The 13,152-nt window shown below is 60.1% G+C and carries 10 protein-coding genes and 1 tRNA gene; 4 read left to right on the forward strand and 7 right to left on the reverse strand.

The genetic code is table 11. The annotated features are described in order from the left end of the window. Positions 1-165 precede the first annotated feature (165 nt). Positions 166-1,575 carry a tyrosine-type recombinase/integrase gene (locus tag H5P28_RS14325; RefSeq protein ID WP_185676397.1) on the reverse strand — a complete coding sequence of 470 codons (1,410 nt, stop codon included), beginning with the start codon at positions 1,573-1,575 and terminating at the stop codon, positions 166-168. A 73-nt stretch (positions 1,576-1,648) separates the two neighbouring features. Here H5P28_RS14325 and H5P28_RS14330 point away from each other — a divergent pair. Beyond that, positions 1,649-1,722, forward strand: a tRNA-Arg gene (locus tag H5P28_RS14330). Positions 1,723-2,204: 482 nt separating this feature from the next. Here the strand turns inward: H5P28_RS14330 and H5P28_RS14335 are convergent. The 4 genes from H5P28_RS14335 to H5P28_RS14350 are packed head-to-tail and all read right to left on the reverse strand — an operon-like array spanning position 2,205 to position 6,407. Next, positions 2,205-3,023, reverse strand: coding sequence for a sugar phosphate isomerase/epimerase family protein (locus H5P28_RS14335; protein ID WP_185676398.1), 819 nt, complete (start codon positions 3,021-3,023; stop codon positions 2,205-2,207). A 5-nt stretch (positions 3,024-3,028) separates the two neighbouring features. After that, complete coding sequence (locus H5P28_RS14340) at positions 3,029-3,781, reverse strand: type II secretion system protein (RefSeq protein ID WP_185676443.1); 753 nt, start codon at positions 3,779-3,781, stop codon at positions 3,029-3,031. Between the two features lie 20 nt (positions 3,782-3,801). Then, complete coding sequence (locus H5P28_RS14345) at positions 3,802-5,283, reverse strand: sialate O-acetylesterase (RefSeq protein WP_185676399.1); 1,482 nt, start codon at positions 5,281-5,283, stop codon at positions 3,802-3,804. Continuing rightward, positions 5,280-6,407 carry a class I mannose-6-phosphate isomerase gene (locus H5P28_RS14350; RefSeq protein ID WP_185676400.1) on the reverse strand — a complete coding sequence of 376 codons (1,128 nt, stop codon included), beginning with the start codon at positions 6,405-6,407 and terminating at the stop codon, positions 5,280-5,282. The genes H5P28_RS14345 and H5P28_RS14350 overlap by 4 nt, the downstream gene beginning before the upstream one ends. A 62-nt stretch (positions 6,408-6,469) precedes the next feature. Between H5P28_RS14350 and H5P28_RS14355 the strand changes: the two genes are divergently transcribed. Next, entirely contained in the window at positions 6,470-8,236 is a 1,767-nt protein-coding gene (locus H5P28_RS14355; RefSeq protein WP_185676401.1) for a sodium:solute symporter family transporter, read from the forward strand. Positions 8,237-8,620: 384 nt separating this feature from the next. Here H5P28_RS14355 and H5P28_RS14360 read toward each other — a convergent pair whose 3' ends face one another. Both H5P28_RS14360 and H5P28_RS14365 read right to left on the reverse strand, forming a co-directional pair. Further along, positions 8,621-9,481 (reverse strand): PEP-CTERM sorting domain-containing protein, encoded by an 861-nt coding sequence (locus H5P28_RS14360; protein ID WP_185676402.1) that lies wholly within the window; start codon positions 9,479-9,481, stop codon positions 8,621-8,623. A gap of 48 nt (positions 9,482-9,529) precedes the next feature. Continuing rightward, positions 9,530-10,210: a hypothetical protein gene (locus tag H5P28_RS14365; protein ID WP_185676403.1), complete on the reverse strand. Its 681-nt coding sequence runs from the start codon at positions 10,208-10,210 to the stop codon at positions 9,530-9,532. A 29-nt stretch (positions 10,211-10,239) separates the two neighbouring features. Between H5P28_RS14365 and H5P28_RS14370 the strand changes: the two genes are divergently transcribed. Together H5P28_RS14370 and H5P28_RS14375 are read left to right on the forward strand one after the other, a co-directional pair. Then, positions 10,240-11,253, forward strand: coding sequence for a hydroxyacid dehydrogenase (locus H5P28_RS14370; protein ID WP_185676404.1), 1,014 nt, complete (start codon positions 10,240-10,242; stop codon positions 11,251-11,253). Continuing rightward, positions 11,237-13,087 carry a DUF2264 domain-containing protein gene (locus tag H5P28_RS14375; protein WP_185676405.1) on the forward strand — a complete coding sequence of 617 codons (1,851 nt, stop codon included), beginning with the start codon at positions 11,237-11,239 and terminating at the stop codon, positions 13,085-13,087. Before H5P28_RS14370 ends, H5P28_RS14375 begins: the two co-directional genes overlap by 17 nt. Positions 13,088-13,152 lie beyond the last annotated feature (65 nt).

Genomic DNA, 13,152 nt, shown 5'->3' on the forward strand with positions numbered 1-13,152 from the left:
AGACATTCTCCACAATCGGACTCCCCTACTAACACACAAGACTCCGCCCTCCTGTGTCGCCCGGCGTCAGCCATGCGGCCCTCCAACCAAACCGTGCCCCCCCTCCCCCATCGGGGTGACACAGACTTGCGGCAGGCCCGGAACGCCGGAGCCGAAGAATGTGGGTCAGCCTCGCCCGAACCTCTCCCGGGCATGCTGACGCTGCCAGTAACCATTCTTCGGAAGCTCGATCCCCCTCGCAAGACAACGCTTGCGCACCGCGTTGTCGGAGACCCCCAACTCCGCCCCGAGTGCCCGCAGAGGCTTCTCCCACACCAGCCGAGACAACACCTTGTCTGTGGGCCAGTCATCAAAGCCCTGACCGGCGGGCAGCTCGACCTCGACCCCCTCCAGAGACTCCGGTGTCAGGGACCAGTAAGCCTCCACCTCCTGAGGGTCTTCAACCACATCCCGGTAATGGCTGTCGATCATCGCACGGGAGGTCCCGTTGTTGAAGGCCGTGTGAGCCTCGTCCCGGTCACGCTCCAACTGGTAACTGATCGAAGTGTGGCGGATGATGTCCTGAACCCATACCTCGGCACCCGTAGCCTTTTTGAGAGACTTCATTTTGTAGGTGCTTCCCGCAGGTAAACCGTCAAAGGGATACTTGGATAACCAGTTTTTTAGGATATCAGGCAAGGGTACACGACGGTTCATCTTGCGACGAAGCTTGCCCCCGGTAACAACGATGAACTCGTCCCTGATGTTGCTCGGCTTCAGATCTTCAATCTCACTCGGACGCAACCCGGCAAAGATTCCAATCGCCACCACCGGAGCCATGATTCCCTCCTGATAGAGCAAGGCTGCCCGTAGCAGCCTCCGGACCTCCTCAAACCTCAGGATCCTCACCGGCGAGGAGTCCGCAGGCAGGGAGTCCAGGCGTGAACAAGGGTTCTCAAGACAGTGATGCCGCCGTACGCACCAGTTGAAAAAGGTGTTCAGACCCCGCCGATATGTCTTCTGGGTGTTGAGGTTCTTATACTTACTCAGCAACGACTCCAGTTCCCGAAGACCGATCCGGTGGACCAGAGTGTTCGGGTCAAGCCGTTGCAGAAGCTTCAGAGAGGACTCATAATGAGAGAGAGTCTTGGGACGGGCATGCTCCTTCCCCCCGAGAAAACGGGTAATGGCGGTCGTGACAGACACCTCCTCCAACTCGGGACGGTAATGCTTGAGCAGATACTCCACCGCCTGATCCAGCGACAGGTGCATCCGGGCACTAACGGTTTCCTCCAGTTTGAGGTAATGGGAGACGATTTCGCCCAGAGCCCTTCCCTTGGTCAGGCCGCGGGCTACTTCGGCATCACTGAGTTCCTCCCGGCTCAGTGATGTTCGCTGAAGTTGATAGTCCGCCACCTGCCCACTGGCCTCATTTTCAATCTTGGCCCGATATTCGTAGGCGTCTGCCTTGATCTTAAACCGCTTACGCTCACGCCTACCATCGGGCCAGTACCCATCAAGCCGCCACAACTTGCGCCCCGATGCTGCTGTGATAAGCGTAACCCTGAAACGTTCATCTTTTTTGGGGCGAGCCATACCCGAGTTTTAGGCATTATTTTAGGCAACAGTCAAACCATGAGCTACGTATAAATTCATTAAACATTTATAAACAATGAAATAAGAATAAAAATAAACTGACTACGGATCAGGAGGTTAGGGGTTCGACTCCCTTCGGGTGTGCCATTTGAGAAATCCGCTTTTCCGTCAGCGGTTTACCTGTTTTCACAACAGCCCTGCTCGTGCGAGTAAGAATAAGCTAAGCATCAGTCACCTGGCGTCACAGAGAACTCTCGAACCGACCCTTAGCTTGCGGCATTACTTGAATACCACGGAAACAAGGAGTACTCGGCTCTCATTTGACCGCCCAACTGCGGTCTGGCTGGAGTATTTGGAGATGCCCTCTACTAGCACTTTATAGCAAAATTCAGTATTTTCTCAAAAGTTTCTCATGACCACCCCAAGCACTCTCCCCGCAATGTTGCACGGGGCTTGGCAGCAAGCGTTTCGACCAGCTTAAACGCTGGACTCAGAAGAAAAGCACTGGGATTAACTGCTACAGTCCCTTAAAAAAACCTCTGTGGAAAAATACGCCCCGAAGCGTAGAGCCATCGGGACATCACTACGATTTTATCTTAAAATTCTCTAGCGCGATACCACACTGGCTCCTACTTCCCCAAGGCCGTGAGCGCGTCGGAAAGCGGCGGGATATCCGGGTGCCAGAGCTTTTCCCATTCCAGGCTGACAAACCCGTCGAAAGTATCACGGTCAAGAACGGCCAGCAGTTCCGCCAGCGGGAATTCCCCCTCCCCCGGCAGGACGTAGCTGTAGGGGTGCCTCTTGCTGGGCACGGAGATGCTGTCCTTGACATGGATGTGCCGGGTCCACGGGCGAACAACCGGCCATAAAGCCACCGGGTCCAGACCCGCTTTTTTCCAGGTATGATGGGAGTCCCAGAGCAGGTGGACATGCGGATGGCCCCGGCTGAAAAGCCGTTCGATGCTCTCGGGCTCAAGCAGGCTGCTGTGGGTCTCGATCGAAAGGGAAAAGTCCCACCCCTCACGCGAACGCAGAGCCTCCCATTGATCGAGCCAGCGCCAAGCCCGCTCCAGGGCGGCGGGGCCGTCCATTTCCCCGTCAAACACCCGGAGCGAGCCAGCGCCGAAAAACGTCATCAGCGGGGCGAAATCCACTAATTCGCGGGACGCCTCCTCAAAGGGCATGGAAAGCTTGGCTGACGCATTAAAAGCCACCACGCGAACATCATCCCCGCCTCCGAGCAAGGCCGCCGGAGACTGCCCCATCCAACCAGCCTCAGCGGCCAGAGCCGGAAGGTCGATCCGCCCGCACGCGGCGCGTAATTCCAGTTGACCGATTCCAAACTTGCGCGCGAGCGCGGCCATCTGGTCGAGTGACAGGTCCGGGCAGCCGAGACTGGAGAAGCACCAACGCAGGCCAGAGGAAACCGGAGTCAAAGTTTTGTTCATGCTCATTAGTCCCGCCCGTTCCATTGTTCGGTCGTCACATCCTGAAACTCAGGAAAAGTAAGCTGCGAGACATGCCCGTCCACATAGAGCACGTTCGCGGTCTGGTCTGGCTGGCGGAAGTCCATATAAGTCGTCTCCTCTGGTCCCGAAACCGCCTGGTCCAGCCGCATGCGAGAAGTCAGCAAGACCGAGAGACTGCCGTTACTACCATTGTAGGCCTTGCCATCTACGACCAGTAAAGTCTTTCCCGGATGCACAATCGACATGGCCGAGCGCCGGTATTCCTTGTTCCAGGTGCCCTCCGGAGACTGCCCATAAAGCGTCTCGGTCGCAGTGTAGGTGCGAGCAATTTCATCCATGCTCAGCACACGATTGTTCTGTACGTAGTGGGCGTTGGGACAGACAAAGGCTTTGTTCTCGCGTCCGGTCAGGCTGCTGGTCTGCTGGGGCAGATACTCCCGCAGCAGCTTCGTCCACATCTGACTGCCGCTGACCGGCCGGTCAGGATAACGCTCGTTCCAGGTCTCGGGCGTGATACTGGCCTCCGGGTACATGCCGTTGTTTTCAGCGACATAAAGGCTCATGGCTGTGCCGATTGAGCGGAGGTTTTGCACGCCCTTCGAGGCATTGGCGCGGTAGCGCATGGTTCCGACCACGGGGATCAGGATCGCGCACAGGACAGCGACAACCGCGATAACGGTCAGCAGTTCGATCAGGGTAAATCCGGATGGGGGACGGGTATAATGGGGCAACTTCATAAGAGGATGGGGGTAAGTTGTTAAGGGATAGATTCGACAAAGGGCGAAGCCGGCAGTCCGGCATCATTGACAAGTTCCATGGCCGGAAATCCTTTCCAGGCGTAGCGGACGGAGACCGGAGCAGGCACCTCGCGGGAAGTCACGACGACCTGATCGCCCTCAATCCGGGCCTGCGCCGGGTGGAATATCTGGTCGGCCCCGGCCAGCTCAAAATCGGCCAGTTCGGGGCCGTTCCTGCCAAGCATGGTGGCGGAACCGGGCTCAAAGGTCACGATGGCCGCTCCGTCTTCAAGCGCCACCCCAACCGGCTCCGGCCCATGCCAGGCGATATCGACGCCGTAAACTTGCGCGAGTGCCGTACGGGCCAGGCGCTCCCCGACCGGACGTTTGTTGCGCGGATGGATGTCAAATGCTTCACCGACATCCGCCGCCACAGCCAGACCGTTGTTGGGCTCACGCGCCACCTGTCGCTGGACTTCGCGGATGGCGGGGTAGTTCTCATTGACGGTCTTAATGTCATCGGACGACTTCCCCTTCAACCCGGCCAATTGCACAATCAGGAAAGGCATGTCCGGCTCTTGCCAGCCTTTGCGCCAATCGGCAATCAAATCCCGCAGGAAGCGGTCGTAGTGCCAATACTTCCACGAGTCGGACTCGCCCTGGTACCAGATGACCCCCTTGACGGGAAAAGGAAACAGCGGGGCGATCATCCCGTTGTAATAACCGGCGGGCTGGCGCTTCTCCGGCTCGCGGGGGCGGGCCGCAGCCGGATCGCTCTTGCGGGCCTGCTCGTACTCGGCCAGCACTTGCGGCCAGGCGGCCTTTTCCCTCTCGTAGCGCTTGAAATAAGCCTCCGAATCCGGGTTGCTCTCCAGCACTTCGCGGCTGGTCCAGTTGTTGGCCAGCGTGCCGCCTACCGTGGACATAATCAAGCCAATCGGCACATCCGTTCGGCGCTGAAGCATGTCACCGAAATAGTAACCGACCGCGCTGAAATTGGACACCGAATATTTATTGGCCGGCAGCCAACCGCTCCCCTGCACGGACGCCTGTGGCTCGTCGGAAGCAGCCCGCGAAACCACGAACAGGCGCAAGTCCGGGTTGTTGGCGGCGGCGATGGCTTTCTTTCCATCGGTGGCCCCGGAGAGCGCAAAGTACATGTTAGACTGCCCCGCACAGACCCAGACATCGCCGAACAGCAGATCGGAAACAATCACCACCTGCTCGCCCGAGCGAACCGTCAACCGGTAAGGGCCCCCCGCCGCCATCGCGGGTAATTCCACCGACCAGCCACCGTCCTCGCCGACCGTGGCCTGACCCGTCGCTTCGCCCAGCTCGACCGCCACCTGTGCTCCCGGATCGCCCTGGCCCCACAGGTGGACAGGCCGCTCGCGCTGCAAGACGGCTCCGTCGCTGATGAGGGAGTTCACGCTCAGGCCCGCCCACGCGACAATCGCATTCAGGCAAAACAGGCCGGTCAGAATAGAGGTACGTAAGATCATGATAACAAAGATTCGGTTTCGGGCGCGGACTGCGGCGGGTAACATTCGAGCAGTTCGCACTCGTCTTCGGTTTGGAGCGATAGCTGACCGATCCCGTGCGGAATGAGCACGCGGTCATATTGCTTGAGCGTCGCTGTCCAGCCACCGGGGCCGCCCAGGCGGCATGCGCCCTTGAGCACAATGGCGATACAAAACGACTTAACCTCGCGGCGACACTCACCGTGCCAGGAGATTTTCCACACCTGAAAGCAATCCGTCTGCGCCTCCCCGATAAGGCGTTCCCGGCGACACCGGCCATCAGCAGCCATCATCTGAGGCTGGCAGACATTTCGCGCCCGCACCTCGTCCAGACTGCGCGGAGCCAAATCAAACACATCCAGTCCGAAGTCCAGCCCCCGCCCCATGAAACGGTCTTTCTCTGGCAGCACGTAGCCGCCGCGGGCGTACTCGAAACGCACCACCCAGTCCGAAGGCTCCAGAATTTCCACCAAGAGCACCCCGGCCCCGAGCGCGTGCGGCGTACCGCCGGGAACGATAACGACATCCCCCGGCTTCACGCTCAGCGGGTCGAAGCACGCCGTCAGGCCCGTGATGTCCTGCTCTTCGATCATGCGCTTGAGCGCCTCCCGTTCCGGTGGCCACTGGAAGCCGACGTAAACCTCGCCGGTTTCCTGCCCCGGCCGCAGCGCGAGCACATAGTAGGCCTCGAACTTGCCGTAAGGGGAATCCAGCCGTTCCCGAGAAAACGCCTTCGTCGGGTGGCACTGAAAGTGCAGGCGCTCGGCCGAATCGATAAATTTCACCAGAAACTCCGGTTGCGCACCGAAGCGCTCCACATGCCCGCGCCCGAAGAAATACTCCGGCTCCGCGCGGTAAAGCTCATCCAGCCGGTGATGCGTGCCGTCAAGCTCCACGCTGGAAATCCCCTCCCCGGCCCGCGCATGCTCACGGGGGTTGACAGCCTCCACCGCCGAGCCGATCCAGTCCTCCGGGTAGTGCCCATCCTCGCCACCCGGCTTGCCCTCGATGGCGTCGAGCAGGCTTCCGCCCAGGTACGAACGCCAAACCCGGTTGGCCGACAGGACCAGCGGACGATTGCAAAGATGGGGAATATTCAGCAACATGGGATTAATGACTTGCCCTCTATTTAATTTTTATTAACCAATGGCGTCAAGTTTTAAAAATCGTGTCACCCTCATTTACTCCATACGACTTTTGCGTCCTGGGCTCCTACTTCGCTTTCATGCTGCTGGTGGGTTGGGTCTTCCGGAAAGCGATCACCAACACCAGTGACTATTTCAGGGGAGGCGGCAGCATGCTCTGGTGGATGGCGGGCAGCTCCGCCTTTATGACGCAGTTCAGCGCGTGGACCTTTACCGGGGCGGCAGCCAAAGCCTACCAGGACGGAGCCATTGTGCTCGTCCTGTACTTTGCCAATGGCGCGGGTTTCCTCACCTCGTATTTCCTGACGGCAGCGCGCTTTCGCCAGACGCGGGTTATCACCGCAGTCGAGGCCATCCGGCGGCGCTTTGGCAAAGCCAACGAGCAGGTCTTCACCTGGCTGCAAATCCCGATGGGCACGGTTTACGCCGGGATCTGGCTCAACGCACTCGGGCTGTTTTTCTCCGCCGTCTTCGGTTTCGATGTCAACGTCACCATCATCGTGACTGGCACGGTTGTGCTCTTTATCAGTCTCTTCGGCGGAGCCTGGGCCGTCTCCGCCAGCGATTTCATTCAAGTGATCGTGCTGATGCTCATCACCGTCGTAGCGGCGGTCTTCACGCTCGTCCGGCTGGGAGGCATCGGCGAGCTGATTACACAATTCCCCGCCGACTCCCTGCTGGGCAACAACGTGACCACCCCCGCCATCATCTACCTGTGGATCGCGGCCATCGTCATCAAGCAGGTCGTGAACACCAACAACCTGATGGACTCCTCGCGCTTCCTGTGCGCCCGCGACACCCGCGAAGCCCGCAAGGCCGCCATGCTCGCCGCCGTGCTCTTTTTTATCGGTCCAGTCATCTGGTTCATTCCGCCTATGGCCGCCGCCATCCTCGTGCCGGACCTCGGCGCGCAGTTCCCGAGCCTTTCCAAGCCCTCCGAAGTCGCCTATGTCGCCATCTGCCTGCAAGTACTCCCGGCAGGGATGATGGGACTGCTGGCCTCGGGCATGTTCGCCGCCACCATGTCCTCCATGGACAGCGGCCTGAACCGTAATGCCGGGGTCTTTGTACGTAATTTTTATTTCACCGTCTGCCGCCCGCAGGCCGCCGAAAAGGAACTCATGCTGGCAGGCAAACTCGTCACCATCGTCCTTGGCGTGCTGGTCATCCTTATCGCGATGGGCTTGAACAAGCTCAGCAGCATGTCGCTCTTTGACATCATGCTCCAGTTCGGCACGCTGGTGGCGCTGCCGCTGATTGTCCCACTGGTGCTGGCCGTGTTTGTGCGGCGCTCGCCCGACTGGGCGGCGTGGTCGTCCATCGTGGCGGGCTTCACCAGCTCCGTCCTGATTAAGACTCTCGTCACCGCTGACAACGTCCAGTCCCTGCTCGGCCTGCCCCACGCCATCAGCCAGCGCGAAGCCGACGACCTCATCCTGATCGTCGGGGTCTTCGCCAATCTACTGGTGTGCTGCGGCTGGTTCTTCCTCGCCTGCCGCCTGGACCGCCGCCCCCGCCGTCAGGAGGAAGTCGACGCGTTTTTCCGCGACATAGAAACCCCGGTCAGCGAGGGCGACGCCGACATGGGTAAGGACGATCCCGGTGTGCAAACCCGGCTCATAAGCAAGGTCGCCGTGGGCTACGGCGCCTTCATGCTGATCATGATCCTGATCCCCAACCCCCTCGGCGGACGTCTGGCCTTCGCCGGATGCGGAGCGGCCCTGCTCATCATCGCCGCCCTGCTCAAGCGCAGCGGACGCCGTATGCGCGACCGCATAAGACAGGATTGAACGCGTTGCGATAAAGAGGTGCGCCCCGACAACTAGCCACGTCGGGGCGAATGATTACGGACCTGTACAGCCCACACCCACAGCAGGTCCAACCGAGCCGGGAACCTGCCCCGCATGTTCAATGCTGCGCACCCGCACGGTGAGCGGCTGTGCGTGAGTAGCGATGTTCAAGAGCAACATCCCGCAGCGCTCGCTCCACCCACGGCGATTGGGGACATTCTCCGCTCTGTACAAAATGCTGGCATCCGAGAAGCATACAACCGGATCGCATCCATCATTCGCGCAAAGAACCAAGCCCCCTCAGTTTCCGACTTCCTTCAACACAAAAAGGCCACCCCGCAGAAGGGTGGCCTTTTGGATTTACGAAACCGGATAAAACGGACCTCAGGCGTTTTGCTCCATCGCGCGGCGAGCGCGTTTGCGCAGGACAAAGAGGAAAGCCAGCACGCCGGCCATACCCGCGTAGAAACTGGGCTCGGGAACCGCCGAGAGATTGGTCACGACCAGATTATCAAGGGTGTAGTCCAAACCGACCGAATTCCCGAAGGAAACGACACCTGTACGGCCCAGGTTATTATCCCCGGTCCCCAATGCATAGAGCCCATCCGAGCGAATCAACACACCGTCCAGGTAAACGGCGAAAGAATTTGCTGCCAGGGTGATCGTGCTGCCGCTCGGGTTCATGTAGTCGAGCGTCGAGGTGTCGCTGTCGTTGATGTAGATGTCCACCGCGTAGGCGCTGCCGACGACGAGCTTCTCCGCAGCGGAGCTGTTACCACTGGCCCCGCGCACGTAAAACGAGCCATCCCCGTACCAGCGAACCTCGTAGAGGATATTCCCATTGCTGTTGAGCGTGCTGCCAGTGCTGTCGCTGTACAGTCCGGTGCTGAATCGGTAATAAAAACTCGACTCCATGTCAGCCTCCCAAGCCAGATCATAGGAGATGTGGACCGCGCTTAACTGATTGGCCGTGCTGCTGACGAAGTTGTTCTCGTAAGCAAGGGCGCTGCTGGCGTCGTTATCGTAGAGCTTGAGCCCGTTACCGACGCCACCACCGGCACCGTTAGCGGCACCTGTCACGACCTCGGCGTACAGGTCGGGGCTGTTGCTCGTCGGGCGGACCGCAGTGGCCGTCGGCTGCTCGCCCACGGTCTGCGAACTGAAGTTTTCGCTGAAGACAACCTGCCCATAAGTGAGAGAGGACAGGCTGAACGCTGTGAGAAGGCTGAGTTGGGTTATATTCATGGCATTTACGCTGGATGGGGTTTTGAGTTGATATAAATGAACAAAAATTCAGGACTCGGAAGTCAGGCGAAGATCGCCGACATAGATGTCGGTCGCTTCGGTTTTGGTATCCGTGGTGATCATGAGCGAATCCGCCTTGCCGCCGCCGGGAACGCTCCCGCGGTAGATCAGGTTTCGCGTGCCGGCCTCATTGATATAGACCTGAATGCGCTCGCCGGCTTCGGTCGCCTCGAACTCGATCTCGAAATCCATCATGCCCGGAACAGTCGCCATGACCGGAAGCTTTTCACGCTGCCCGTGAGCCCCAACGTAGAGACTGCCGCTGCCCTCCACCGACTTGAACTCGACAACCGCGTTCTCCGACTTGGGCAGTTCGGAACTGCGCAGGTAGATACCAAGCGTACCGGTGGCATCGGGGAAGTAGAGCTTGAACGCGAGGCAGCCCTTGGACACCGCCGGGATGTCAGTCGTCATATAGACTTTTTCAACAGCGTCACGGTCGCTCAAGCGCACCCAGCTACCGGAATCCACGCCGGGCGGGGTCGCCACTGTAATCGAGGTAGCCTCTCCCTTGGCCCGGACTTTCCAGGGTGAACCGGGCTCCGAACCCGGCGCAGTCGCCTCAAAGGAAGCCGCCGAAAGCAGGTTGCTTTCAGCCGCTCCCGCCGACAGGGAAAGACCCGCCAGCATCATGAACAAGCATCGAACGATATATTTCGGGGTTGACATGATGGCTTTATAATAAATATTAAACAGGCATGTCAACCCGAAATTTGCTCGTCGTATTAAGCGAATCCGAAAAGCAGGATTTCCTTCCCCTTCCCCTGTGGGAGCGTCTTTGCGGGCTTGCTCCCGACCTCACCTGGATGACACCACAAGAAGTGGAAGAGCGAGGCTGGGAATCCGTCTTCAGCTCGATAAAACCTAAAATCCTTGTCACCGGATGGCGTACTCCTCCCCTCCCCGACGATGGCATTTTTGCCCGCGAGTCCGGGCTTGAATACCTCTGCCACCTGCCCGGTTCGGTCCGCAAACTTATCCCCGAAGTCTGGATCGCAAACGGCCTTGTCGTAAGCAACTGGGGCAACAGCATCAGCCACGTGGTGGCCGAGTGCGGGTTAATGTTAATTACCTCCGGGCTGCGTCGGGCCGGGTACTGGAACAACGCCATGCACCACAGCGATGCCTGGAAGGGGCCGGACCTGGACACCTGCTCGCTCTTTGGGCGGCGGGTGGGCATCCACGGACTTGGGGCTATCGCTCGTTCGCTGGTCCGACTGCTGGAGCCCTTTGGCCTCGAAATATCCGTTTATTCCCCGAGTGTCCCGCAGGAGGTCCTGGACGAGTATAGGGTCAAGCGGTGCGACAGCCTGGAAGAGCTTTTTTCCAAAAACAATGTCATCGTCGAACTGGCTCCGCTGACGCCCAAGAACACCGGGATCGTGACCGAGGAGCTACTTCGCATGATCCCCGACGACGGTCTGTTTGTAAACATCGGGCGCGGTGCCGTGGTGGACGAAGACGCACTGGCACGCGTGTGCGCCGAAGGCCGCCTGCACGCCGCGCTCGATGTTTATACCATCGAACCACTGCCGGCCGACTCCCCGCTGCGGCAACTCGACAATGTCACCCTCCTGCCCCATCTGGGCGGCCCAACCGTGGACCAGCGCCAGACCGCCGGGGCCTATGGGCTGGACAACATCGAACGCTACCTGCGCGGCGAAGAGCCCGAATCCGTCGTCACCCTGAGCACCTATGCCCGCGCCACTTGAGACCATTGCTCCGCGCCGAGAGAGCACCGGCTCCCTTTGGCTGAGCGAGCGGGCACTGCGCCTGCTCACTCCCGTCATGGCCTGCATCGAGCCGGAGCGGGCGCGCATCGCCCTGCACGGACGCGCCTCCGACCACGACGCACGGGCCGACCGCCTGGAGTCCGTCGCGCGCCCCTTTCACCTCTACGCACTGTTGGGACGGCACGCCCCGGAACAGCTTCCGGAGTCCTGGCATGCCAGTTTCTCCGCCTGCCTCGACCACGGAACGTGTCCTGAATCATCAACCTACTGGGGAGAGGCGACAAACTTCCACCAGTTGGTGGTCGAAATGGGACTACTCGTCCTGAGCCTGGAAATCTCGCGCGAGCATTTCTGGTCCACCCTGGAACCGGGGCTGCGCGAGCGCGTGCTTGACTGGCTGGAAAGTGCCCGGGGCGTCGCCATGCACTGGAACAACCATTTATTCTTCGGGATTTTCATCCTCGAATTTCTCCGGCGCGAAGGCCGCGCCCACCACGAAGACACGGCTTTGATCGAGCAGCATTTTCGCGAACTGGAGTCCATGCACCGCGGCAGGGGCTGGTTCCGCGACGGACTGAACGACTCGTCGGATTTCTACAACGCCTACGCCTTCCACTACTACGGGCTGAGCTGGTGTTATTTTTTCGCGGACCGGGACGATGAACGCCGCAAGCGCTGGATGGACTGGGGACAAGCCTTTCTGACCAGCTACCCGACCCTCTTCGCCAGCAATGGCGCAGTCCCCGGCTTCGGACGCTCGCAGATTTACCGCTTCGCCTCGCTGGCCCCCTTTGGCCCGGCGCTCGCCTTGAACTGCTGCCCGCTGGACGCCTCCATCGTAAGACGCATTGTGCAAACCCACCTGGACTATTTCCTCGAAGCTGACGCCTTCACCGCCGAGGGCTGGCTGAACATCGGCTGGACCACCCCGCTCCCGGCCATTGCCGAGAGCTACTCGTGCACGGCCAGTTGCTACTGGGCGGCGAAGGGATTTTCCCTGCTCCTGCTACCGCCGGAGCACAGCTTCTGGAGAGCCGAGCCTGCCGACACCCAAACCGCCTACCCGGATGCCACCCACCCCCTGCCCGGTGTCGGGCTGACCCTGCGGCGCTTCGGAGGCGACTCCGAGATCATCAACACCGGCACGGCGGTTTCGCTGATGAACCTGCGGTACTTCGCGGCTAAGTGGTCGAAGCTGGCCTACCGGGCCTCCTCCGGGACCGTGCTCCCCTGCCCCGCACATCCCTGGCCTGCCGACCTCGCGCTCATCGCCGAGGCGGAAGGGACGCGCTTTGGCCGTCACCTGACCTATGCCACGGAGTTCGGAGAGAACAGCGCCCGCTGTGTCTATGCGCTGGGCGAAAAAACACACCGGTTCGTGGCCCGGGTTGACACGCGCATCAGTTGGGAAGGCGCCTGGCTGCTCGTCGAGCATGAGATCGAAGCCAACGGTCCCTGCCGCTTGATTCAGGGCGGCTTTGCCCTCGGGTACGCCCCGGGCGAAGCACCCGAGCCGTTCCCGCTGGAACGCGGCTTGTCCGTGCGAACGCCCGACGGGCGTCATTCGCTCCTGCTGGACGTGGACGGTTTTGACACCTTCAGCCTCGACCATTGCGCCCCGGACGCCGGGCAGCTTCACACCCTTTACCCGTTGCATACCATTCCGCTCGCTTCCGCTCAGATGAGGGGGGAGAAATTGCACTTGTCCTGCCTGATTTACAGCGGTCCCGAACACGCTGTCGATCCCCCCGAGTCCCTGGCAGGGCAAACAAGAAGGCGGGATGCCTTCGCCTCCACCGCCCAAAATCCGTAGCCGGGTGTACCAGAGCGCAGTTTTCCGCTAACCGGGAATCACTAATAAATATGGCTACCCCTTTC

Origin of the sequence: Ruficoccus amylovorans (assembly GCF_014230085.1) — a bacterium.
GTDB lineage: Bacteria > Verrucomicrobiota > Verrucomicrobiia > Opitutales > Cerasicoccaceae > Ruficoccus > Ruficoccus amylovorans.